Raw genomic sequence first — 25,246 nt, 5'->3', positions numbered from 1 at the left:
GAAAGTAAAAGAGATAGCGTAAGCTATCCCTTCGAAATCAGTTTCTTACTCTACTAGAAAATATGTGGGACCAATCATTGGCTGTGCTCCCGTTGCACTTGTCATTCTTTTATATAAACAAACTAGAGAAACATACAAAAATGTAATTTAAGTAACAAATCTAAAATATTAATATGAAAACGCATTCTATAATAAAGTATGTAAATTAAGCCACAAACCAACTGATTAAAGGGGGGATCATTAGGGGAGTAGTGTCAGGCAGAAAATATGGGTCATTTTAGGGCCTAGTACAAATAACAAACGTTCCCCGCTTTGTGGACGGAACCTGGTGAATACTTTCAAAAGATTCCTCCACTGATTCTGGTATTTTGCCAATCCATTAATCAAAAAATAAGGAGGATTATGATGATATCCGAAACAGTAAATTCGACTGAATTAAAGAAGACTACCACACCATTAAAAAGGCTTATAACTGCCTTAATTATAGGTGACCTTGGGGCGTACATTGGTTTGCTTACAGTTGGATCAATTTTATTGACACTAAGAGTCAATGAAATTGATCCAAAGGGCGCTATTACTTCATATGGTTTAATTGCTGGAATTGGCTCAGCTGTGGCTATCTTTTCGATGCCAATTGGTGGTTTTATAAGTGATCGTATTCGTTTGAAATTTGGGAAAAGAAAAACAATCATAGTTGTAGGAGCAATTATGGGAGTTTTATCACTTATGGGTATGGCTGTATCAACCAACCTTCTGATGGTGGGCGCTTTTAACTGCTTAATGGCTTTTGGTTTGAATATAGCACAGGCAGGTTATTCGGCACTGCTTGTAGATCAGGTTCCTGAATCGAAACGCGGGACAGTATCAGGACTTCTAGGTGTTTTGGGTATGGCTGGTATGCTTATTGGATTGGTACTAATGTCAGTATTGACGAAATCATCGAACATAGGAAAATTCGGCTTAATTAGTGCGATTTTAGCAATTGGAACTATAATTGCATGTATTTTGATAAAAGACACACCTGCCGAACGCAGAAATTTGGAAAAGTCTAGAGAAGATAAAGTTCAAATAGGGAAGGTAATCTCAAGTATTTATCCGAGTCCCCGTAAGTACCCAGCTTTCACCTGGGCCATGTTAACAAGAGCTTTTTTAACTTTAGCAGCTATGAGCACGACCTATAATGCCATGATGTTTATTCAGCGTTATCACTATACACCTGAGGCTACTACAAAGTTTACTGCACTGGTATCGTTTGCAGGAATGCCGGCTATGATAATTGCTAGTCTTCTTGGAGGATTTCTGTCTGACAAATTAAGGAAACAAAAGGTCTTTATCATATTTTCTGCGATTTTAGCTGGCTCAGCTCTTGTAGTATATGCCTTTGCGCCTAACTTTACTTCCATCTTGATTGCAACCATCATTCTCCAATTTGGATATGGTCTATATACGGGAGTGGATCTCGCTATGGTATCTAGAATTCTTCCAAGAAAAGAAGACACCGCAAAGGATATGGGTATTATGAATATAGCACGCACTATCCCACAAACAATAGTACCGTTTATTGTGCCATTGCTTTTAGGGATAGGAAGCTGGTCATTCGTATACTGCTTCCTGGCAGTATGTGGATTGCTAGGTGCACTTACTGTACTACCTATTCCCGACATATCACGCAAGACAACTGATGTGGGCAGTAATAACAACGACAATAGTCTAAATATTAATATAAATTGATAGAAAAGTATTCTTGGAGGTAGACAAAGTGGAAAAACATAGAGAAGCAAACCTTTCTATAGAGGAAAGAATGGTTAAATATCCGTATCAAAATACAGCGCTGCCAATAGAGGAGCGCGTGAAAGATCTTATGAGCCGTATGACACTTAACCAGAAAGTACGCCAGCTGACCGGGACCTTAGTGGCAGGAACGCCGGAAGTTAATATGTTTGAGGATGGGATCGGTGAGGTCATTGCGTTTTCAGGCTCAGCTCCCGCAAAAGACGTTGCAGGAATGGTTCGTCTTATACAAGATATGGTTATGTCACAGACTGAATTTGGTATCCCTGCGCTAGTCCATGCGGAAGCTTTAAGTGGTCCCATGGTCTCTGAATGTGCAGTATTCCCGACTTCCATTAGCTTAGGAGCGACTTTTACACCCGAACTGGTAGAGGACATGGCTGATAGAATCAGAGAGCAGATGGTGAATCTCGGCATACGTCAAGCTTTGTCTCCTGTACTGGATCTTGCAAGGGATTTTCGATTTGGACGTACCAGTGAGGATTATGGGAGCGATCCTACTTTGGTTTCCGCAATGGCGTGTGCATTCGTTTCCGGACTTCAGGGACAGGACCTAAATGAGGGTGTGGCTGCAACGGCAAAACACTTTTTGGGTTACTCCATGACAGAAGGAGGACTGAATGGTACACGAACGCAAACAGACTGGAGGGATATCCGGGAGAATTTTGCAAAACCGTTTGAGGCTGCTATCAGAACAGCAAATCTTAAATCAGTTATGAACTCCTATTCGGAATATAATGGACAACCTATCTGTGCCTCGAAAGAGCTATTGACAGACCTGTTGAGAGACGATCTTGGTTTTGAGGGCGTAGTCGTAAGCGACTACACGTCTATTACCAATCTTGTGAATAAGTTCGGTACAGCGGAAGACAGTACAGATGCTGGAATTCAATGCCTTACAGCAGGATTGGATGTTGAGCTTCCTGTCCAGGAAGCATATGGACCAAACTTAAGGGAAGCCGTACTTGAAGGGAAAATAGATGAGTTCTATATCGACCGTTCCCTTGAAAGAGTTTTAAGGCTGAAATTTGAACTTGGTCTATTCGAAAAGCCATATGGTGAGTTTGTGGAGATGGATAATTCGGAACATGACAAGCAGTCAGCCCATGTTTCAGACAAGGTTATGACACTGACGAAAAACACAGGCATACTGCCATTGAAGGATAAAGATGTCACCATTGCTGTTATTGGTCCTGCGGGCAATAACATCCTTATGATGAACGGAGCGTATGCTTATCCTACCAATTCTGAAATGTTTATGGAAATTATGGGTTCAGGAAACGTGGGAATGGAAGGCGTTAGTTTGGAAGATTTTGTTCCTTCCGAGCACACTCCTCGGCCGAAACAAGATTTTACAGCAGCAGTAGACAGTGAAATCAGAGAACAGCATCCTGGAGTAAAAACCATATTTGAAGCTCTTCAGGATATCTACCCTAATATATCCTATATCAAGGGTTGTCATGTTATTGACACAAATGACTATGATTTTGAGGCAGCAGTGGAGGCTGCTTCCGAGGCGGATGTCGTCATTATGACCGTCGGAGGGAAAATCGGCATGATGGTGGCTTGTTCAGCAGGTGAGGGACGTGACAATATGGATATTACTATGCCGGGAAGACAAGCGGAATTAGTGCAAAGGGTCTTTGAGGTCAATAAAAATATGATCGTCGTGCATACAGATAATAAACCGCTCGTGGACCCGTTTATCTATGAAAATGTTCCAGCCATTCTGGAAGGCTGGCTGCCTGGGCCATTTGGAGGAAACGCCATCGCCAAGGCTATTGCCGGAATTACCAACCCTGGAGGAAAGCTTCCTGTTGATGTGCCACGCCATGTAGGTCAGACTCCTGTCTACTTCTACCAGCACAATGGAAGCCGTTCAGATGCCCTTATGCTTGGTATCAACCCAAATGGGTATGGCACTGAAACCTGCGCATCACAACTGCCTTTCGGGTATGGTCTTTCCTATACAGAATTTGATTATAGCAATGGAAAATTGGATGTTGAAATGATTGAAGGTATTCCGCATCTTACTGTCTCTATCGATGTAAAGAATAGTGGAAGTATGGACGGGGAAGAAGTGGTCCAGTTATATGGCATCGACAAGATAGCATCCATCATACGTCCGCAAAAAGAGCTGATTGGCTTCCGAAGGATATCACTTAAAGCGGGTGAAACCAAAAGGGTTGCATTGACTTTTAGAATAGATCAGCTAGCATTCCAGAGACAAGATAAAAAATGGGTGGTAGAAAAAGGTCAATTCCGTTTCTTCATTGGTAAGGGATGCAACGAGGCAGTGTATGAAGTTGACTATATGCAGGACACCACTCTGGTAATTGATTATACAAAACGTGGATTTTTCGCGGAGACAAAAGAGATGTAATTACCGATTTATCTGAGGAGAAAAAAATGGAAAAATATAATGACGCCAGTCTACCTATAGAAGAAAGAGTAGAAGATTTACTGTCAAGGATGTCGCTAGACCAAAAAATCGCACAAATTCAATGTACAATCGCGGCCGGTGCAGACCCTACTGCACCGCTAACCTTCTTCCAAAATGGAATAGGGGAAATCGCTGCTTTTCCTACCGGAAACAATGCGAAAGAAGTAGCGGACGAGAATAAAGCTATTGTTGATGCTATTTGCGGGAACGAACTCGGACTACCACCCATCATCCATAACGAGGCCATTACGGGTTTGAGTGCACCGGAAGCAACTATTTTTCCTTCTGCAATTGGACTTGGCGCTACATTTAACCCGGAGACGGTATTAAAAATGGCCGATATCATTCGTCAGCAGATGCTGGCGGTGGGTTACCGTCAAGCGCTATCTCCGGTCATGGATGTTTGCCGCGACCCGCGGTGGGGGGGAATTGGTGAAACATACGGCGAAGACCCGACACTCGCTGCCGCAATGAGCGTTGCTTTTACCAAAGGGTTGCAAAGTGATGACCTGAGAAATGGAATTGCCGCTACCGGAAAGCACTTTCTGGGTTACGGTTTTTCCGAAGGCGGCTTGAATATGACGACGAACCCAATTCCTCCGCGAGAATTGCGTGAAGTATACGCTAAGCCTTTCCAGGCAGCCATCAGTGAAGCGGGCCTACAATCGATCATGAACTCTTATGGTGCCGTCGATGGCGAAATAATCGTCGGATCGGAGCACATATTAAATGATTTATTGCGTGATGAAATGGATTTCGAAGGGGTAGTAGTGTCTGATTATACGGCCATTGATCACTTGGTTGACCGCCGCCAAGAGCCTGACATGGCGAGAGCAGGGATTACCGCTTTAAGAGCTGGCTTAGATGTAGAGTGCCCATATCCCCAAGCCTACACCGTGGAGCATTTGGTGGAGGCTGTTACGAGAGGCGAGCTTGAAGAAGCAGTAATTGACCGTGCTGTGCGCCGAGTATTAACGACGAAGTTTAAGCTCGGATTGTTTGAGGACCCGAGTCCTAGATTTGACATGTACGATATGGCCTATAATAACTCGGAACATAACGAGCATAGCCTGAAGGCAGCACTTGAGTCTACGGTGTTGGTTAAGAACGACGGACTTCTCCCCTTATCGAAAGACATTAAGAAAATCGCAGTTATCGGGCCGCATGGGGAAAATGTCAGATTGATGTTCGGTGGCTATACACGCCCAGCTGGTTTAGAAATGTCGATTTCACGTTCAATGGGCGACATGGCCGGACTCGCTGAAGATGCCGGATTTGGAGAAGACCTTGCAAAAAGCTTTGGTGATGACAACTTTGTACCCGCTGAACCTTTCCCAGGAAGCAACGTTCTACGTGAACATCCTGATGCCATGGCGGCTATTGATGCATTGTATGGACTTGTAACTCCTACAATACTGGCATCCATTAAGGAAAAATGCCCGGGAGCCCAGGTTGTGTATGCCAAAGGCTGTGATGTTGCAGGTACTGACCGTAGTATGTTTAATGGGGCAATCAAAGCTGCCAAAGAAGCGGATATTGTTATTTTGACTTTGGGCGGTAAGTATGGCTGGGGCTCAAGTTGTACGATCGGTGAGGGCATTGATAGCGATGACATCGGTCTAACGGGAATTCAGGAGGAATTGGCGAAAGAAATTTTTGCAACCGGTACACCTTCGGTGATGGTTCATATGGATGCACGTCCATTGAGCAGTGCATTTATTACTGAGAACTTCCCTGCGGTTATTGAGTATTGGTTCCCGGGTACAACCGGTGGAAGCGCTTTGGCTAGTATTTTATTTGGTGATTACAATCCTGCCGGACGACTGCCTGTAACGGTTGCTCGGCATACGGGACAAATCCCTATTTTTGCTGGACAGTACTATGGTAATGGCTTTCACACAGGGAAAAAAATGCTTAACAAATATGTCGATAGCACCAAAGAGCCGCTGTTCTATTTTGGCCATGGGCTTAGTTACACTAACTTTGAGTACCGCGACCTTCAGGTAGACAGTCATACAACGGCTGACGGCACAGTCAAAGTGTGCTGCAAAGTTAGAAATGCAGGAAGAATGGACGGTGAAGAGGTCGTTCAGATGTATGTTACAGACGATCTCGCTTCCATGATCCGCCCGGAAAGAGAACTTGCTGGATTTGTACGGGTATCTTTAAAAGCAGGCGAAGAAAAGACCGTTTGTTTTGAAATGAGGGCAGATCAATTCGCCTTCCTGAATAAGGATATGAAATGGATTGTTGAAGAAGGGGACATGACCGTAAGGGTAGGCGGGTCGTCCGCTGATTTACCACTGATAGGTCGTTTCCATATAGACAACACTGCTAATATTGTTGCACATAAACGAGGTTTCTTTGCTAATTCGAAAATTATCGGATAGTAACCTAAGTAGCAGTTTTGTATTTAACATTGCAAATAAAAATGAAGGAAAATGAGATAAAGTCGACCTGTCACATGATTGGCAGCAGCCAATCGTGTGCAGGGAAAAATAAAAATTCAAGGTGATAGTGTATGCATAAGCAGGATTTTAACAAGGGTTGGACATTTGGTAAGCAAATAAGTAAGTTGGAAGCAGTATTTACAGGCGTCAAGGACAAGCATCAGGAAGTGCGTTTGCCTCATGATGCGATGATTTTAACTGAGCGTACTGAAGATAGTCCACTGGGACCCGGCGGTGGTTATTTCCAAGGGGGGACTTATCAATATGTGAAAAAATTTGTTGTACCGCAGGAGGATCAGGGGAAAGTTATGTTCCTCGAATTCGAGGGAGTTTACATGAACGCCTTCATATACATTAATGGTGACCTCGCAGGTAAATATTTTTATGGATATTCGAATTTTTATGTTCAAATCAATGATTATGTTCGTTACGGCAAAGAGAACGAACTGAAGGTCGTTGTACAGAATAGTTCCCAGCCGAATGCCCGCTGGTATTCTGGATCCGGCATTTACAGAAATGTTAAATTTATGAAAGCAGAACCTATTTATATTGTACCAGACGGTGTGCGGATTACTACGGTAGATGCGGATGCTGACCTCGCTGTACTCAAAATCGATATAGCGCTGAAAAATGAAAATATGGGACTTCATACGGGCTATGCTTCGACTATAATCAAGAATTCAGATGGAATCACTGTAAGTGAACAATCGACGAAATTTACCATTAAAACGGGTGAACAGATCTCAGTCAGACAGAGAATTACGTTACCGAATCCTCGATTATGGGATACGGATAATCCGAACTTGTATACATGTGAGACGGTTATTCGGGTAAATAACGAAGTAATGGACGAAGACGTTGCCACGTTCGGTATTCGTAAATTGCAGCTTGATAGTATTAACGGCCTGCGAATCAACGGAAAGACAGTGAAGTTAAAAGGAGGTTGCATCCATCATGATAATGGCGTCATTGGTGCCGCAACATTTGAGGACGCCGAGGAGCGCAGGATTCGAAAATTAAAAGAAGCGGGTTACAATGCAATTCGGTCTGCTCACAATCCAATTAGCCGAGCTCTGCTCAATGCTTGTGATCGTAACGGAATGCTAATTATGGATGAATTGGCAGATTGTTGGACACATGCCAAGCAGGCGTTTGATTATGCTGCTATATTTACTACTACATGGGAAAAAGATGTTGAACACATGGTTGGTAAAAACTACAACCATCCAAGTGTGATTATTTACTCTATCGGCAATGAACTTGTCGAAAATGGCACGCCTCATGGAAACAGTCTTGGAAGAAAAATTGTTGAAAAGATTCGTTCAATAGATGATACCCGATTCATCACGAATGCCGTTAACTTATTAATGCCTGCATTGGATCAACTGGAAGATATAGCGGCCAGTCTAGGGTTTGAGAACATGGAAGCCTTGGCGAGCGGTGAGGTCAACGAGGTCATGAACGCGGTCGGTCCCATGATGGCGAAACTTATGGAATCGAGTGCAATTCAAGAACTCGTCGAAGAGGCTTTTGGGTTGCTAGATATTGATGGTTATAATTATTCACCTGATAAGTATGTTGCAGAACATAAGAAATTCCCGCACAAAACATTCGTAGGTACGGAGACAAATCCTCCGCAGCTGGATAAGAACTGGGAGATCGTCATGAACAACAGTTATGTACTAGGTGATTTTGCCTGGACAGCATGGGATTATCTCGGTGAAGTCGGAATTGGCAGGTATGGGTACGATGAGGAACCTCGCGAATCGGTCTATGCACCTTTTCCTTATATTACTGCACAAACGGGCGATTTTGATATTACAGGTTACCGACTTCCAATTTCCTATTGGCGTGAAATCGTATGGGGTGGCCGCAAGCATATACCGTACATTTCAGTACAGAAGCCAGAGCGTTATGGTCAGAAAGTTACTTTTAGCCAATGGAGCTGGACTGATACCATAAGCAGTTGGACGTTTCCAGGATATGAAGGGAAGGGTATTGTAGTAGAAGTATTCTCAAGTGCTGAGGAAGTGGAATTATTTGTCAATGGAAAGTCGCAAGGAAAGAAACCCGTTGGCGATGAATTCAAGAAATTTTATTGCAAATGGGATACGGTGTACGAGGAAGGAACAGTGGAAGCTGTCGCTTACATCAAGGGTAATGAAGTGGGGCGGTTCTGCCTGAAGACCGCCGGTGCTCCACAATTAAAAGTAACAATGGAACGCGAATGCCTTCGTGCCGGCACGAATGATCTTTGCTATGTCAACATCGAGTTGATGGATGAAGAAGGAAACCTCAATACAGCTGAAGATAGAAAAGTAACAGTTAGTATTGAAGGTCCTGCAACTATTTTGGGAAGCGGCACAGGAAGACCTAAGACAGAAGAAAATTATTTTGATCTAACACATGAAACTTACTATGGTAGAATGCAGGCCGTTGTTCGTGCAGGGGAAGAAAAAGGAGTTGCATGGCTAACCGTTACATCCGAAGGGATAGAAACTGTGACGGTAAACATTCCTGTTGTATAAAGGTATTGAAGGAGCTCCAAAGATTTATTTTATGCTTAGGGGTTTGAGCTTGCTGAAAGAATTTTTCTTTACTAAGTCAAAATTGTTGGAATGTATTAATTAAGTACCAATATCGTTTTAAAGATTTCTAAAAAGGCCGTTTAGGGGAATGTTTTTTATCTTAAACGGCTTTTTCTATTCATAGAGAAGCTAAATGTCCAATTCATCATCATAGCTCATAGTAAAGTAATTTACTGCACAAATCAAGAAGCACTCAACCGTGCATCAATGTGGAATACATTTATCGGAACAAAAATATCTAAAATTTTTGTGGAGGAATATAAGTGTTAAAAACAGCAATGGTATTTGGTGACAATATGGTAATTCAACAGCAAAAGAAGTTTAAGGTATGGGGAACAGGAACATTTGGCAAATCAGTTACGGGTACACTAAAAGGGAAAGCGAGTGTAACAGCAGAAGCTTGGATAGAAGAGAACGGTAAATGGATGCTGACTTTCCCGCCACAGCAGGTCGGAAGGAATTTGGAGCTAATAATAAGTGATGGAGAAGAAACCATAAAATTCGGCAATATTTGTATCGGTGAAGTATGGGTTGCTGGTGGACAATCCAATATGGAATATTTTCTGCAGCACGACGCTGAAAAAGAAAGTGTTCTTAATGGTGCAATGAATCCGGATATTCGTTTTTTTGATTATCCTAAAGTGTCCTATGAAGGACAGCTTGAGGAACATGATTATTCAAGGTTTGGCATCTGGAGAACATGTACTAGGGAGGACTTACCTTATTTTTCAGCTCCTGCTTATTATTTCGCGGAAAATCTGCAAAATGCACTGGATATCCCAATTGGCATAGTGGGATGTAATTATGGGGGTACGCCGGCCTGTGCATGGATGGACTCTGATTATCTAAAGGACAACGAAGGGAAGGCGTGGCTGGAGTCCTTTGAATCAGCAGTTAAAAATCTTGATGTTGAAGAATACAAGGCTAACTTTCGTGCCAATCCCATGAATGATCGTTCGAATCCACTACAAGACGATGATAAGTTTATGTATCCCGGATTAACAAGACAGGAGCAGTTGGGAATTATGCGGATGATGACGGCGGAAAATCTGAATACTTATATGCAGAAGGGACCATATAGCGAGAAGCGCCCAGGAGGTTTGTATGAAACCATGCTTAAAAAGGTTGCGCCTTATACCGCTCGAGGCGTCATCTGGTACCAGGGTGAAAGTGATGATGAAAATCCAGAGCTTTACGGCGCAGTATTTAGTAAAATGATTGAATGCTGGCGGGACCTGTGGGAAGATAAGCTTCCATTTCTCTTCGTACAGCTTGCACCCTTTGGCGAATGGCTAGGAGCTTCAGGAAAGCAATTCCCAGAGCTGCGAAAACAGCAGGAATTTGTCTCTAAAACAGTGCCTGATACTTGGATGATTAGTTCTTCAGATGCAGGGATGAAGTGGGATATTCATCCAAAGTATAAGAAACCAATAGGCACCCGATTAGCTTTGCTTGCAAGGGGACATATATATGGCGAAAATATACTCTGTGATTCTCCTGAATTCTTAAATGCCGAAAGAGTTAATAAGGGTATTAGGATTTACTTCAAAAATGCTGAGGGTTTGCATTGGAAAGGCGATAAACTGAATGCATTGTCAGTTGTGCTTGAAGATGGGACAGAACTTACTCCTTTGGAGGTTTCTGTTGATCAACATGGTTTACTTGTAAAGGGGGACTTCCCGGAGAACGTATCAGTTTCTTTTGCAAAGACAGGTTACTACGAAGTTAATCTATATAATAAGGAAGAAAATCCAGCAAAGCCATTTGAATTTATTATATAATTGATAGCGTTGCAATGCCTCTTTTCCTACAGAGAAGGCTAGAGCTTTTACTTTAACTTTGATGACGGACCTGTTCAAGACAAAAAGAGATAATGCTTAGAAGATAATGGGAAAGACCCAACCTATTTCGTTGGGTCTTTATTTATATATCAAAGGACACACTATGGAATATTAAAAAGAAAGCGTCTGCTAGAATCTGAATATAACTATTTAGGAGAAACTTCATTGAGAAACGGGGGAGGGAAATAAAAAATTACGCAAAAGATAAAACATTTTTATAATTTTTTAAACAAATATGAAATACTGAAATGAAAACGATTTCTATAATAATAGAATAACAAATAATTGGAGGTGCTTATGGAAAGAGATATCAAACAGTTAATCTCGCAAATGACATTAGAAGAAAAAGCAGGTCGGTGTTCTGGATTAGATTTTTGGCTACAAAAGGGGAGCGGTAAATGAATGCGGAAAAGCGTTAAATAACGGTCTGGATCTTGAAAGGAGGAGATAACCTCTCAGGTGATCGAAAAAGTGTAAGCGCTTTAAAAAGTGGTCAACTTTCAGAAGAAAAATTGGACCTAGCAGTTGAAAGATTTTTAACTGCTATTTTTAAAATCATCGATAATAAAAAAACGCTCTCTATGACAAGGATTCCCAACATCGCCTATATTCACAATTTCGCTTTAACTGATTTGCGAAGCCAGATCAATTTTCACAAATTCTACATCAGAACAAATTGGAACAACTAAATCAAAAACTTCAGCATCTACCAAAAGAATGACAGTCCGAAATAAGAGGTCATGAAAATATTACCTGTTAGGAGAGAACAAAATGGAAGAAAACGTAGCAGTAGAAACAATAGAATCAAATGCTGTAATAGAAAAAAAAGATACAATAAATAAAGTGCCTCGAGGTTTCATCCCCGCATGGAGTACAAGATCTGTATCATTTGCAGTTAATGCTGTCCTGTTTATGCAGATGACATTTTATGCAACTGATGTTGTTGGTTTGAGTGCTGGTTTGGTTGGAACAATAATACTTCTATCGAAAGTAGTTGAGGCGTTGTCAAACTTCTTAGTAGTTTTTATTGACCGAACACATACCAAATTTGGCAAAGCAAGACCTTATGAATTATTTATCATTCCCTTGTGGATACTGACAATTATGCTCTTTAGTACCCCTAATTGGGGAATGACAGGGAAGGCAATTTATGTTTTTATCCTTTATACTTTGGTCGACTGTTTTTGCATTACCTTCCTAACGGGTTCAGACATAATATATCTGGGAAGGTCTTTAAAAGGGGATGTTCGACGGGCAAAAGTATTATCTGCATCAGGTATAATTGTCACACTCTTTGCAGCTGCAATAGGTATTCTATTGCCGATCTTAATGGGGACTTGGGGTAAGCAGCCTGGCGGCTGGACTAAAATTTCGCTAGTTTTGGGAGTTCCATTTTTAATTATTGGTCTTATCCGCTTTATTTTTATAAAGGAAATAGAAGAGGGAGGAGACGCTGAACAACAACAGCAAATTCCCTTCAAAGCAACGTTTAATGCAATGATTAAGAATAAATATATATTAATACTTGCAGGTGCTATTTTTGTGCAGTTTGTTTCAGGCGGTATGAGCGCGTTTTCAACCTATTATTTCAACTCTATTGTAGGAAACCTATCTATGTTGTCTGTGATAGGTATAATTGGACTTATTTCACCATTTGTTCTACTGTTTTTCCCGCTTGCTATGCGTAAAATCGGGGCAATGAATTTTGTTCGAGCCGGTATTGTCCTGATGGTAATTGGAAATGGACTAAAATATTTTGCTGGGAATAATATAGGTTTGCTTTTAGTTGATAATTTTATTGCTGCAGTTGGCATCATCCCCTTGACCATGATGGTGGGAATATTTACATTACAATGCATGGATTATGGTGAGTGGAAGACGGGAGTACGTGTAGAGGGCGGACTGAACGCGATTGTAAACTTTACAAACAAAATTGGTACTGGCTTGGGTTCTGGATTGGTAGGCTTGATTATGAGTATCGCAGGATATGTAGGAACAGCACATGTACAAACGGCATCTGCCAAAACAGCAATCGTATGGGGGTATTCACTGATTCCGGCACTTTTAAGTGTGATAATCCTCGTCATTTTACATTTTTATGACCTTGATAAAAAAATTGGCGGAATTCAGGAAGAAATCGCAGCAAGGAAAGCCAAGTAATGAATTAGTTACACTAATACTTTGGATGGATGAACAAATATAATTAAATGTATTCATATATTGTGAAAAGAGCTAAAAAGTAAATTAACGAAGAATCGTATCCTTTTTGAGCAAGTGAAAAAAAGATTTTTATTATGAAAAGTTCTCTCACTACGTAAGCGTCAAACATCTACTTGATAAAGAGTGTGGGTTATTTGACGCCTACATTACTACTGGACTTGAATAACTCAGGAAAAATCCTAAAGGTAATGCAAAGGTATTGTAAAACAAAAAATCTTTTATATCTCATTTAGAACAAATCGAGGAAGAATTGATATCCTCCGCCATTGATAAGAGCATTGAACTCGGGTTTCACGGCGGGGTGGCATGCTCACCTGAACCGGAAGAAGAAGAATTCTGGCAATTAGTAATATTTTAGCAGTTTCTGAAAGATGTCTGCTGAACAGCAGACTCTTTCTAATTCGTATGCCAATTGGAGTGCGAATTTGGTTGCTAAATTCAGATAGACACTTGTAAAACAACAAATAAAAGAAGACCAATTCATATGCGAATTAGTCTTAAAATTGTATTGCTTATATTAATTTTGTACTCGAAAACCGAACCCGTTAGTTCACATGCAGCCTCTTTTTTATTCTGTTCGGTATTAACAAGGTGGGATTTAATTAGGGGAAAATGGTGTTAATAGCTTTTGGAAAAATCTCCTTGATAATTAAAAAATGACCTCTCGACTTCTGTATATGGTTGACCTGTGGGTCTAGATAAATAAATAGTCCTTTTGCAATGAGGTCAGTAATATGAATCAACTTGATCCTGTCTGTGACAGCATTTCTCCAAAAGATAGATGGAATAAACAAGACCCCCACTCCCCTTTGAATTAGACCTCGCACTGTAGCTGGATCATCACTTTCAAAAACAATGTTAGGTGTGAAATTGAAAAGGTGAAGTTAACCCAATCCTTTTCATGGTCCCACTGTAGATAAGGAAAATCGTCAATCTCCAAAAGATCATGAACGTTAACTACCATTGCTTCAAGAACAGCTCCCGAACCTTAAGTGTCGCACCCCGTCCACCTGATAATGCTTCTTTCGTTTGCAGACGGAAACTTAAATCGGTCGGAGCATCTTTAATGCTGTCAATTGCCTCCTGCAAGTGTTTGCTCTACCATTGCAATATCTTGCATACTCGGTTGGTCTACCTGAATATTTGGAACCAGTTTGAATAATGCACCTAATGTGCTAAAACGCTCACATCGTAAGCCATCGCTGGTATCTGTTTCGTTGCTTCCGCCAGCTCTTCAATCGTACGTTTGGTAATTCTAGCTGCTGAAGCCTTTGACATTGCTTGAATAATTATTTTATCATCCTCCAAAGCAATGAGACGGTTTGATTGGAGTCCATGTGCCAAAAATCCTCCAGAAAATGCATTACCAACAATTAAGCCTAAAACGGGATGCCCTTTTTGACGAGCTGTTACATAGGCATCAGCACTTGCAGCCAATGATAGACTAATCCCAATCATTTCTTCCTTATAACCATATGCCTGACTTGGAACATCGATAATGGAGATAATTGGACGCTTTGTTGCTTTGTTTTCATCTAGTTTAATTGCATATCTTACGATTTGTGCAACGGTCCACCGTCTTATACAAGATATGGTAATATACGTAACCGGACTTCAGGGAGAGGATCTGAAAGAGGGTGTGGCTGCAACGGAAAACGTAAGCGACTACGTCTATTACCAATCTTGTGAATAAGTTCGGTACAGCGGAATACAGTACAGATGCTGGAATCCAATGCCTTACAGCGGGATTGGATGTTGAGCTGCCTACCCAGGAAGCATATGGACCAAACTTAAGGGAAGCCGTACTTGAAGGTGAAATAGATGAGTTCTATATCGACCGTTCCCTTGAAAGAGTTTTAGGGCTGAAATTTGAACTGGGTCTATTCGAAAAGCCATATGGTGAGTTTGTGGAGATGGATAATTCGGAACACGACAAGCAGTCAGCCCATGTTTCGGACAAGGTTATGACACTGACGAAAAACACAGGCATTCTGCCATTGAAGGATAAAGATGTCACCATTGCTGTTATTGGTCCTGCGGGCAATAACATCCTTATATAGGCTTAGCACACTTTATAATATATTACCAACAAAAGCTAGGATGGAAATATAGATTAGGGTTAAGGCCTTTCATTTGGAAAGAAGATTCTCCCTTCAATTCTTAAGTAAACAGGTTTCCACAAAACTATCTAAGGATCTTTCTTACAGATTGAAATAACAATGAAAGAGCTCATTGCTTTTATATATTAAACTAGAAAAAAACACAATAATATAATTTTTGTAACATGTCTAAAATATTAAAATGAAAACGCATTCTATAATTGTAATTAATGAAACATTAACAATTAAAGGGGGAACATTAGGGGCAGAGTGTTATGCGGAAAATGTCTGTGTTTAGGATCAATTCTCTGAAATCTTGTATTTGCAAACAAAATTAAAAAGTTTTTAGGAGGGCTATGATTTAAACGAACCTGTCAAGTCGACTGAATTAATACAGACTCAGACTGTCACACCTTTAAAGAGGCTTATGCTAGCTTTTATTTTCGGTGAAATTGGGGTTTACATTGCTATGCTTACACCTGGCATAATTTTATTGACACTAAGAGTCAATGAACTCGATCCTAAAAACGCTATTTCTACGTTTGGATGGATTTCAGGAATAACGGCATTGGTTGCTCTAATTTCCATGCCAATTGGTGGTTATATAAGTGATCGTACACGTTTAAAATTTGGCAAGAGGAAAACAATAATCCTCTCTGGGGTAATATTGGGAGTATTTTCACTTATGGGAATGGCTGTATCAACCACCATTCTGATCTTAGGCGTTTTTACCTGGTTAACTGCTGCTGGTACAAATATGGCACAGGCAGGGTTTTCAGCACTACTGGCAGATCAGGTTGAGGAATCGAAACGTGGATCAGTATCAGGTATTATAGGTGTTTTGGCAATGTGTGGCATGTTCGTGGGAATGGCACTTGTATCCATAATGGCGAAAGCATCCAATATAGAGAAATTTGGGGCATTAGCTATTGCTTCAATAATTGGAACCATAATAGCATGTTTTTTGATAAAAGACACACCTGCTGAACGCAGAAATTCTGAAAAATCAGGTGAAAATAAAATTCCTTTTAGAAAAGTTATTTCGAGAATCTATCCAAGTCCACGTAAATATCCAATTTTTACTTGGGGAATTTTAACACGATTTTGTGTAACTGTAGCATCATGTGCCACCGCATATAATTCCATGATGCTTATTCAGCGTTATCACTATTCACAGGAGGCTGCTACGCATCTGACCGGAATTTTACAATTTGCAGGATTGCCGGCTATGATGATTTCTAGTATTTTAGGAGGAATGCTGTCTGACAAAATAAGAAGACAAAAAATATTTGTAATGGTCTCTCCGATTGTAGTTGGCTTAGCCCTTGTTTTAATGGGATTTGCGTCAAACTTCACTACTGTCTTGGTCGCAACCTTAATCATTCAATTTGGATTTGGAATATATACGTCAGTGGATGGAGCCCTTACAGTTAGGATCCTTCCAAAAAAAGAAGATTATGCAAAGGATATGGGCATTATGAATATAGCATCCTCCCTCCCTCAATCAGTTGTACCTTTTATTGCACCGTTACTATTAGGTATAGGAGGCTGGAAGTTCTATTTCTTTTTCCTGGCAGTCTTTGGATTGCTTAGTGCACTTGCTGTTATACCGATTCCCGACTTAACACGCAAGCCTAAAGAAGTATAGCACAAATAACAACTACTTATGCGTTTCAATAATTAATTAAAGGCCTAATTTACACTAGAAAATTTTATTAAATAAAAAGGGAGAGAAAAGATGAAAAAATGGTTAGGTATTTTCTTTGTTTTTACACTTTTATTTACAAATCAAACAAATAGGATAGAGGCAGATAGTCTTTCAGGTTCAACTGGTAAGACAATCATAAACACGAAATATGGCAAGGTTGAAGGTTTAGTAAATGAGACAAATTCTACTTTAAAATGGCTAGGAGTCCCTTATGCAAAACCACCTGTTGGTAGTTTAAGATGGAAAGCGCCAGCCGAACCAAATTCTTGGGATGGTATATTAGAAACAAAGAAATTTGGACAAGTTTGTACACAACAATCTTATGGGGCTGTGATTGGAAGTGAAGATTGTTTAACGTTAAATATATGGAGACCAAATAGCACAGATACCAATCTACCTGTAATGGTCTTTGTTCATGGTGGTGGTAATACGACTGGGTCTTCGCAGTCATTTAAAGGGGATGTTTTAGCTCAAAAGGCAAACAGTATTATCATATCAATTAATTACCGCCTCAATGCTGAAGGATGGTTTATGCATCCCGCTCTAAAAACAGGGAATTCCCTTGATAATTCAGGCAATTTTGGGTTATTAGATATTCTTCAGTCTTTAAAATGGGTGCAGAAAAACATAGAATATTTTGGAGGGAATCCAAATAATGTTACACTTTCCGGTCAGTCTGCAGGAGCACGTGATGTATTAGGAGCGGTTATTTCTCCCCTATCTAAGGGCCTGTTCCATAAGGCATGGGCAATGAGTGGTGGAATGACAACAGCCAGCCCAAAAGATGCTGAAGACAAAGCTCAGGATATGTTAGTACAATTAGTAATAAATGATAAATTAGCAGCGAATGAAAAGGATGCGAAAACGTGGATTCAAGGAAAATCAAATGAATTCTTGGCAAATTATTTAAGAAGTAAAGATGCAAAAGAGCTTACCATTTTAGCTGGTTCGCCTCCAATAAAAATGGAGCCATTCCCTCATTTATTTGCGGACGGATATGTATTGCCAGCAGAAGGCTTTAAATCAATTAAAAACGGAAATTATAATAAAGTACCAATTGTTCTAGGAAGTACAGCAAGTGAATTCTCGTTATTTGCTTTTCAAGATCCTTATTTTCTTCCTTCGATTTTAGACGGTAGTATTTACAATAACAACCAAAAATGGAGCCTTTATGAAAATACTTTGAAATTCGGTAATAAATTATATGCCGGTTTCAATGCAGATGTAGTTGCTGATCAAATCGTTAATGTAAAAGATCAACCAGGTGTATATGGTTACCGCTTTGCATGGGGAACCCAAGAAGGCGTAATTGATGAGACAGTTAGAAAACCCTTTGGAGCTCCACATGGCAGTGATATTGACTTTTTCACTGGTTTAGATGAGAGCTGGATAAATTTATTTTATCCTAATAAGTATTACACAGATTCGAATGGACAAGGAAGACGACAGTTACAAAATACAATGATTAGCTATTTGAAAAACTTCTTATATACGGGTAATCCGAACGGGGAAGGTTTGCCTCAATGGGGGACTTGGAGTAACAATGATAATCAAAATCGTATTCTATATTTTGATGCGGACCAACAAAACGCGAATGTTTACATGTCTGATGAGCACCTTGTAAAAAATGAGATAGTTAATGAAATGAAGCGGAATCTACCGAAACAGGAATACGATACAATCGTTGAACAATTATTTGCAGGTCGTTTTTTCTGGGAAAAATGATTTTATTTCATTCATTCTAAATCAAATAGGAATGGTAAATCTTTTGATAAGTTCTAGTAAGTTAGTTAAATTGATGACTTCTGCGAATACAGAGGTCATCTTTTTTATTGACCTTAGATTTTAACAAACAATAAAAAAGGAGGATAAGGTCTCTCCTTTTTTGGTAGGTTTTTTATATGCATATCTATTTAAATATATTAATTTAAGGACTTTCGAAAAGCGTTTGGTGTTATGCCATATTCTTCTTTAAATGCCGTCTGAAAGTGGCTCTGACTCGAAAAATAAAGATAATTACTAATTTCACTTATCGTTTTATTGGAAAATGTCAATAAATCCTTTGCTTCTTCCAGCTTAGACCGCCTAATAAATGCACTTAGCTCAATTCCAAGTTCTTTTTTTACTTTTCGCGACAGATATGAACGAGTAAAGCCCACATGTTCAGCTACATCACTAACAGTAATATGCTTATTTGTATTATCACGAACAAATTGTATAACTTGGTGAATTACATTATCGGCAGACAATGGAACGATCAAATTTGCAACCCGGTTCGTATAATCCATTATTGCTTGAGTAGAAAGAGACTTTACATCCTCTATATCAGATAATCGTTCTACTTGTTGTATATAAATATCAGATAATTGACGGGCGATACTTGAACTAAGACCACCTCGTATAGCGGCACGTGAAGCTAATGTGACCGAGACGATAAAGATATTTTTCCATTGACGAAGATTATCGTTTGCAATAACAGGCATCTTGCCATTTCCTCTAAAATCTCCTCTTATAAATTTATTTAGCTTAACTATATTACCTGTTTCGATGTACCGTGCCCACTCACGTTCATCGTCATGATTAGTATTTAAAATTCCTTCCTCTTTTTCAATAAAAGAATTCTCAGAGTATGTTCTGTTAATTGAATTATCTATCAGGGGACCCATAAAATCATCTACATCTCTCCTCGTTAGTTCTGAATTGTTTAAAGTGTAATTGATTACTAAAAGAGTATTAATGAACGTATCCAGAGATTGTTGAGGTATTTTATAAAAAAATTCCGCAAAGGCCTCTGCATTTGATGTATTAACCGAAAATTCTTTACCCATGATTTGCAAAGTCTCATTAGAGTAAGGAAAGTCATTGATAGGACCAATTATTATACAAGATTTGCTGTTTTCTATTTGTATACATCCGTAATATGAATAAAAAGTAGTTATTACATAACTTACTTTTCTTTCGCTTTCCAAAAGTCTATTTAGATAAAGGGGTGGAGGAAAGGTTTCATTCTCTTGATTGGGATAACAAGCAATTAGTTCTTTATTATCATAAAGATAGATTGGAATATATAAAGAATTATATAGGTACTTGCAGTATTTATTTATATCAATCATGGCACTTACCTCCTATTAAAGTTGATACTATTATATATCAAAAGACACATAGTTTGGTGGAAAATTTGGTGTTACCATCTTTCAGGTGACACAGCAGTCTAAATTTACCTCCCTTAAGGTGACACAAACTTATAATTAAGGTAACAAATATAAAATAAATTAATATAAACTTTTTCTAAAATACAACGTAAGGATAAAGGGTACTTGATAGGACTCTTATAAAGGTAAGAGTAAACCTAATCAAAAGCTTGTGTAGTTGATTAAGTCCTAATTTAATAGCCTGCTAGGGGGATTCTAAGTGAAAATAGCTTTTATTGCACATGATAACAAAAAAGATGACATAGTTAGATTCGTAACAGCATATGAACCCGTATTTATTCAACATGAATTATATTCAACAGGGAATACAGGAAAAAGGATAATGGAGCATACAAAGTTGCAAATATGTAGATTTAACTCTGGACCTTTAGGCGGAGATCAAGAGATTGGATCATTAATAGCGAAAAATTTGATGGATATTGTGTTCTTTTTTCGAGACCCATTAACCGCTCAGCCCCATGAACCTGATATCTCTGCTCTAATACGTCTTTGTGATGTTTATTCCATTCCTTTAGCTACGAATATGGGTACTGCAGAAATACTAGTACATGGTTTAAATAGAGGCGATTTACATTGGAGAGATATCATACATGAAAAAAACTTGGACACAGTCAAAGATAATGAGTGGAAAAAGAAATAGTCAACAAAGATAAAACTAAAGTAATTAAAGCTCTCAGAAAGAAAGGGGAGAAAATATTCCAAATGATAAGGAAAAACATTGTGGTGCAACATAAAAGGGGTCTTCAGGCCCAAGTTGCTGCAGAGTTTGTGAGAACAACGTCTTTATTTACTAGCGATATCTCTATTCTTAAAGAAGGAAAAATAGTTTCTGGTAAAAGTATAATGGGTGTTATGTGCCTGGCCATAAGAAAGGGAGAAGGAATCACACTTATAGCAGACGGAATCGATGAACAAAAGGCTATTGGGATTTTAGATGAATTTCTTTCCTAATAATAAAAAGTTGTTTATTTCTTTATTAATATCATCTATAACAATCGTTAAAAGGAATGTGTAAAATTTTATGAATAAACTAAGTACAAAAGCCTTGTTAGAGGTTTATATCCAAGCAATTGAATTAAAACTAAGTAAAGACTTCATAGATTTACTAGTTAGTGAGTTATACAAACGAGATCTTAATCAAGATATAGAAAGAAACTAAAACTTACGAGGCAGATGAACCAAGTTAGAATGTAGCTTAACCCATAACTGAAAATCTTAATTTTCCATATTGATTTAGTATAGATCCAACCGAAATTGGTTGGGTCTATACTAGTCTAAGAGGTACCTTATAAAATGATTGGATAATATTATTCAGGGAAAATATCTTGAACGAATCAATGACTCCTTTCGTGTTTAGTTTGAAGTTTTGTATATAGATTTACAATGTTTCATTATTTTAAATATCTATATAAACTATAATAACGCACAAAAATATAATTTATATAACAAATCTAAAATATTAAAGTGAAAACGGATTCTATAATATTGGTATATCAATAAGCTATAAACCAACAGAATTTTGGAGGTAGAAATATGGAAAAGTATAAAGACACAAGCCAACCTTTAGAGATAAGAGTGGAAGACTTACTATCCAGGATGACACTGGAGGATAAAATAGCACAAATTCAATGTATGATAGCTGCTGGTTCTGATCCTGCTGACACACTGGCATACTTTTCAAATGGAATAGGGGAAATTGGTAGTTTTCCCTCAGGGAGTAATGCGAATGAAGTAGCAGAAGAGAATAAAAAGATTGTTGATTTTGTATGTAATAGTGAACTGGGCATACCCCCAATTATTCATTGCGAGGCAATCACAGGCCTCAGTGCAGCCGAAGCCACTATCTTCCCATCAGCCATAGGACTTGGCGCAACCTTTAATCCTGAGACGGTTCAAAAAATGGCAGATATAATTCGTCAGCAGATGCTGGCGGTGGGTTACCGTCAAGCGCTATCTCCGGTCATGGATGTTTGCCGCGATCCGCGCTGGGGACGTATAGGTGAGACCTACGGCGAAGATCCGACACTTGCAGCCGCTATGAGTGTGGCTTTCACCAAGGGGCTGCAGAGCGATGACCTCAGAAATGGCATTGCCGCCACAGGAAAACACTTTCTGGGTTACGGTTTTTCCGAAGGTGGCCTGAATATGACCACGAATCCTATTCCTTCACGAGAATTGCGTGAGGTTTATGCAAAGCCCTTCCAGGCAGCCGTTACTGAAGGAGGTCTTCAGTCCATCATGAATTCATATGGAGTTATTGATGGGGAAATGATTGTTGGTTCAAAGCATATTCTAAGCGACTTATTACGGGATGAGATGGATTTTAAAGGCGTACTTGTGTCTGACTACACGTCAATTGAGCATTTGGTTGACCGTCACCTGGAACCCGATATGGTATCAGCGGCCATCACCGCTTTGAATGCTGGCCTTGATGTAGAATGTCCAATTCCCGCAGGCTATAGAACCGATTTATTAGTGGAGGCTATAAAGAGTGGAGCGCTCGATGAAGCGGTAATTGACCGTTCTGTTAGACGTGTATTGGAGACAAAGTTTAAACTTGGGCTGTTTGAAAATCCTCAGCCTAGAATTGAAATGTATGATACTGCCTATGGTAATCCGGAAAATGACCAACACAGCCTGAAGGCTGCACGGGAGTCTACGGTTTTGCTTAAAAATGAGGGACTTCTGCCTCTTTCCAAGGACATTAAGAAAATTGCAGTAATTGGACCCCATGCAAATAGTGTGAGAATGATGTTCGGCGGCTATACGCGCCCTGCAGGTTTAGAAATGATGATTGGGCGTACAATGGGAGATATGGCAGGTATGTCTAACGAATTTGTAAGCATAGATGAGGATGATGACTTTATACCGTCAGAACCCTTCCCAGGAAGTAACGTTTTACGTGAGCATCCAGATGCCATGGCGGCAATCAATGCTTTGTATGGACCTTCTACTCCTACGATACTGGCTTCTATCAAGGATAAATGCCCGGGAGCCCAGGTTGTTTATGTCAAAGGCTGTGATATTGCAGGTACTGACCGAAGTATGTTTAATGAGGCAATCAAAGCTGCGATAGAAGCAGATGTTGTGATACTGACTTTGGGAGGTAAGTATGGCTGGGGCGGAACCTGCACAATCGGTGAAGGAATTGACAGTGATAGCATTGGTCTGACTGGAATTCAAGAGGAGTTTGCAAAGGAGATTTTTGCTGCCGGTACTCCTGCAGTTATGGTGCATATGGACGCGCGTCCATTAAGCAGTGTATTTATCTCTGAAAAATTTCCAGCGATTATTGAGTATTGGTACCCGGGCATAACAGGAGGAAGAGCGCTAGCCGATGTTCTGTTCGGCGATTATAATCCTGCCGGACGCCTGCCGGCAACATGTGCCCGCAACGAAGGACAACTACCTATTTTCGCAGGACAATCCTATGGAAACAGCTATCATACGGAGAATACCAATAATATGTTAAATAAATATCTCGATAGCACCAAACAACCGCTGTTCTATTTCGGACACGGACTTAGCTACACGAAATTTGAGTACAGTGACTTGCAGGTAGAAAGTAATACTAGAGCTGATGGCAGCGTCAAATTGAGCTGCAAAGTTAAAAATGCCGGAAAGATCGACGGAGAAGAGGTAGTTCAGCTATATGTCAAAGATGAAATTGCTTCAATGATTCGTCCTTCTAAGGAACTTGCAGGGTTTGCTAGAATTTCTTTGAAAGCGGGCGAAGAAAAGATTGTTTGCTTTGAAATAAGAGCCGATCAGTTTGCCTTTTTGAATAAAGATATGAAATGGATCGTTGAAGAGGGTGACATGACTGTATGGATTGGCGGTTCGTCTGTTCATTTACCGCTGAAAGGAAGCTTCCATATAGACAACACCGCTGAAATTATTGCACATAAACGAGGCTTCTTTGCCAAGTCGGAAATACTGAATCGTATGGAGACACAAATCACTAAGTAACAATAGCAATTGATTTATTAAAATGTAGGTTATGAACATTTGGGGAGGCTGCCTTTCCATTCGGGAAATGGGATGGGCAGCTTTTTTTTCGAATTAAACAGGGGGGAAGAAAGAAGTGAGACTTAAAGATAAGATTGCGGTAGTAACTGGTGCAGCATCAGGTATGGGGAAAGCTATCGCTATTCTTTATGCAAAAGAAGGGGCAAAAGTAGTAGTTTCTGATATTAACTTAGAGGGAGCTAAAAAAACTGTTGAAGAAATCAAATTAAATCAGGGTGAGGCTCTAGCTGTATCGGCAAATGTAGCTAAAGAAGAAGATATTCAGAATCTAATAGAAACGGCCGTTCTAGAATTCGGTACTCTGGATATTCTTGTTAATAATGCTGGAATAATGGATAATTTCGAACCAGCTGGCGATGTGGAAGACGAGAAATGGGAAAGAGTCTTTGCCGTTAACACAACAAGCGTTATGCGTGCAACACGTAAAGCACTTCCTATTTTTTTGAAGAAGAAAAACGGTGTTATCATTAACATTGCGTCCGCCGGTGGTTTACAAGGAGCACGTGCCGGTGCGGCTTATACTGCTTCCAAGCATGCTGTAGTTGGATTGACAAAAAATACAGGCTTTATGTATGCAGATGAAGGGATTCGCTGTAATGCTATTGCTCCTGGGGCGGTTGAAACAAATATTATCACTTCCTTGAAATCGGCAAATCCATTCGGAATAGAGCGTATTCAGCTTGGAGCGGGCATTAATCCTCGTTTAGGTAAACCAGAGGAAATAGCAAACGTAGCCTTATTCCTTGCCAGTGATGAGTCAAGCTTTTTAAATGGCACGGTCATTACTGCAGATGCTGGTTGTAATGCATATTAATAAAACATATTAAATTAAATTTGAAGAATCTGGTATATGTTTTCATCTGAA

Annotated in this window: 18 protein-coding genes; 15 read left to right on the top strand and 3 right to left on the bottom strand. The window is 39.7% G+C overall.

The genetic code is table 11. The features are described from left to right. The first annotated feature begins 402 nt into the window (after window positions 1-402). From GXK58_RS03170 to GXK58_RS03145, 6 genes are all read left to right on the top strand, one after another. The gene (locus tag GXK58_RS03170) at window positions 403-1,731 is read left to right on the top strand and encodes an MFS transporter (RefSeq protein WP_160719710.1); all 1,329 of its coding nucleotides are present in this window, start codon (window positions 403-405) and stop codon (window positions 1,729-1,731) included. 28 nt (window positions 1,732-1,759) lie between these two features. After that, a complete protein-coding gene (locus GXK58_RS03165) occupies window positions 1,760-4,174 on the top strand; it encodes a glycoside hydrolase family 3 N-terminal domain-containing protein (protein ID WP_160719708.1) in 2,415 nt (804 codons plus the stop codon). Between the two features lie 89 nt (window positions 4,175-4,263). Beyond that, a complete protein-coding gene (locus GXK58_RS03160; RefSeq protein WP_202171278.1) occupies window positions 4,264-6,624 on the top strand; it encodes a glycoside hydrolase family 3 N-terminal domain-containing protein in 2,361 nt (786 codons plus the stop codon). Between the two features lie 227 nt (window positions 6,625-6,851). Then, window positions 6,852-9,212 carry a glycoside hydrolase family 2 TIM barrel-domain containing protein gene (locus tag GXK58_RS03155; protein WP_160719704.1) on the top strand — a complete coding sequence of 787 codons (2,361 nt, stop codon included), beginning with the start codon at window positions 6,852-6,854 and terminating at the stop codon, window positions 9,210-9,212. Window positions 9,213-9,535: 323 nt separating this feature from the next. Continuing rightward, the gene (locus GXK58_RS03150) at window positions 9,536-11,053 is read left to right on the top strand and encodes a sialate O-acetylesterase (RefSeq protein ID WP_160719702.1); all 1,518 of its coding nucleotides are present in this window, start codon (window positions 9,536-9,538) and stop codon (window positions 11,051-11,053) included. An 831-nt stretch (window positions 11,054-11,884) separates the two neighbouring features. Beyond that, window positions 11,885-13,273 carry an MFS transporter gene (locus GXK58_RS03145; protein ID WP_160719701.1) on the top strand — a complete coding sequence of 463 codons (1,389 nt, stop codon included), beginning with the start codon at window positions 11,885-11,887 and terminating at the stop codon, window positions 13,271-13,273. Between the two features lie 1,017 nt (window positions 13,274-14,290). Here the strand turns inward: GXK58_RS03145 and GXK58_RS27465 are convergent. Both GXK58_RS27465 and GXK58_RS27195 read right to left on the bottom strand, forming a co-directional pair. Further along, window positions 14,291-14,422 (bottom strand): hypothetical protein, encoded by a 132-nt coding sequence (locus tag GXK58_RS27465; RefSeq protein WP_272928110.1) that lies wholly within the window; start codon window positions 14,420-14,422, stop codon window positions 14,291-14,293. Window positions 14,423-14,500: 78 nt separating this feature from the next. After that, a complete protein-coding gene (locus tag GXK58_RS27195; protein ID WP_237389555.1) occupies window positions 14,501-14,878 on the bottom strand; it encodes a biotin-independent malonate decarboxylase subunit gamma in 378 nt (125 codons plus the stop codon). Here GXK58_RS27195 and GXK58_RS27190 point away from each other — a divergent pair. The 4 genes from GXK58_RS27190 (at window position 14,832) to GXK58_RS03125 (ending at window position 18,865) form a co-directional block, all read left to right on the top strand. Further along, entirely contained in the window at window positions 14,832-15,026 is a 195-nt protein-coding gene (locus GXK58_RS27190; RefSeq protein WP_237389543.1) for a hypothetical protein, read from the top strand. The genes GXK58_RS27195 and GXK58_RS27190 overlap by 47 nt on opposite strands. After that, window positions 15,019-15,393, top strand: coding sequence for a hypothetical protein (locus tag GXK58_RS03135; protein WP_160719699.1), 375 nt, complete (start codon window positions 15,019-15,021; stop codon window positions 15,391-15,393). Before GXK58_RS27190 ends, GXK58_RS03135 begins: the two co-directional genes overlap by 8 nt. A gap of 466 nt (window positions 15,394-15,859) precedes the next feature. Next, window positions 15,860-17,080, top strand: a complete 1,221-nt coding sequence (locus GXK58_RS03130; RefSeq protein ID WP_160719698.1) for an MFS transporter — start codon at window positions 15,860-15,862, stop codon at window positions 17,078-17,080. A gap of 90 nt (window positions 17,081-17,170) precedes the next feature. Continuing rightward, window positions 17,171-18,865: a carboxylesterase/lipase family protein gene (locus GXK58_RS03125; protein ID WP_160719696.1), complete on the top strand. Its 1,695-nt coding sequence runs from the start codon at window positions 17,171-17,173 to the stop codon at window positions 18,863-18,865. A gap of 197 nt (window positions 18,866-19,062) precedes the next feature. Here the strand turns inward: GXK58_RS03125 and GXK58_RS03120 are convergent, their stop codons facing one another. Continuing rightward, complete coding sequence (locus GXK58_RS03120; RefSeq protein WP_160719695.1) at window positions 19,063-20,253, bottom strand: helix-turn-helix domain-containing protein; 1,191 nt, start codon at window positions 20,251-20,253, stop codon at window positions 19,063-19,065. Window positions 20,254-20,551: 298 nt separating this feature from the next. Here GXK58_RS03120 and mgsA point away from each other — a divergent pair, with 298 nt between their 5' ends. The 5 genes from mgsA to GXK58_RS03095 all read left to right on the top strand — a co-directional run bounded on the left by mgsA (window position 20,552) and on the right by GXK58_RS03095 (window position 25,195). Next, complete coding sequence (gene mgsA / locus GXK58_RS03115) at window positions 20,552-20,992, top strand: methylglyoxal synthase (RefSeq protein WP_160719693.1); 441 nt, start codon at window positions 20,552-20,554, stop codon at window positions 20,990-20,992. Beyond that, window positions 20,977-21,303: an HPr family phosphocarrier protein gene (locus GXK58_RS03110; RefSeq protein WP_337248160.1), complete on the top strand. Its 327-nt coding sequence runs from the start codon at window positions 20,977-20,979 to the stop codon at window positions 21,301-21,303. Before mgsA ends, GXK58_RS03110 begins: the two co-directional genes overlap by 16 nt. A gap of 70 nt (window positions 21,304-21,373) precedes the next feature. Continuing rightward, window positions 21,374-21,511 carry a sporulation histidine kinase inhibitor Sda gene (gene sda / locus GXK58_RS03105; protein ID WP_160719692.1) on the top strand — a complete coding sequence of 46 codons (138 nt, stop codon included), beginning with the start codon at window positions 21,374-21,376 and terminating at the stop codon, window positions 21,509-21,511. 374 nt (window positions 21,512-21,885) lie between these two features. Continuing rightward, the gene (locus tag GXK58_RS03100; RefSeq protein WP_160719690.1) at window positions 21,886-24,321 is read left to right on the top strand and encodes a glycoside hydrolase family 3 N-terminal domain-containing protein; all 2,436 of its coding nucleotides are present in this window, start codon (window positions 21,886-21,888) and stop codon (window positions 24,319-24,321) included. A 115-nt stretch (window positions 24,322-24,436) separates the two neighbouring features. Next, window positions 24,437-25,195 (top strand): SDR family oxidoreductase, encoded by a 759-nt coding sequence (locus tag GXK58_RS03095; RefSeq protein WP_160719689.1) that lies wholly within the window; start codon window positions 24,437-24,439, stop codon window positions 25,193-25,195. Window positions 25,196-25,246: the final 51 nt, after the last annotated feature.

Origin of the sequence: Bacillus sp. USDA818B3_A (assembly GCF_009928415.1) — a bacterium.
Taxonomy (GTDB): Bacteria; Bacillota; Bacilli; order Bacillales; family Cytobacillaceae; genus Neobacillus.
Note: the sequence above shows the minus strand (reverse complement) of the source record. Positions and strands in the feature narration are given on the sequence as shown.

Coding starts and splice junctions, on each gene's coding strand:
- GXK58_RS03125 (WP_160719696.1), top strand. CDS start 17,171: ATGAAAAAATGGTTAGGTATTTTCTTTGTTTTTACACTTTTATTTACA.
- sda (WP_160719692.1), top strand. CDS start 21,374: ATGAATAAACTAAGTACAAAAGCCTTGTTAGAGGTTTATATCCAAGCA.
- GXK58_RS03120 (WP_160719695.1), bottom strand. CDS start 20,253: ATGATTGATATAAATAAATACTGCAAGTACCTATATAATTCTTTATAT.
- GXK58_RS03130 (WP_160719698.1), top strand. CDS start 15,860: ATGCTAGCTTTTATTTTCGGTGAAATTGGGGTTTACATTGCTATGCTT.
- GXK58_RS27190 (WP_237389543.1), top strand. CDS start 14,832: ATGGAGATAATTGGACGCTTTGTTGCTTTGTTTTCATCTAGTTTAATT.
- GXK58_RS03160 (WP_202171278.1), top strand. CDS start 4,264: ATGTCGCTAGACCAAAAAATCGCACAAATTCAATGTACAATCGCGGCC.
- GXK58_RS03170 (WP_160719710.1), top strand. CDS start 403: ATGATGATATCCGAAACAGTAAATTCGACTGAATTAAAGAAGACTACC.
- GXK58_RS03100 (WP_160719690.1), top strand. CDS start 21,886: ATGGAAAAGTATAAAGACACAAGCCAACCTTTAGAGATAAGAGTGGAA.
- GXK58_RS03145 (WP_160719701.1), top strand. CDS start 11,885: ATGGAAGAAAACGTAGCAGTAGAAACAATAGAATCAAATGCTGTAATA.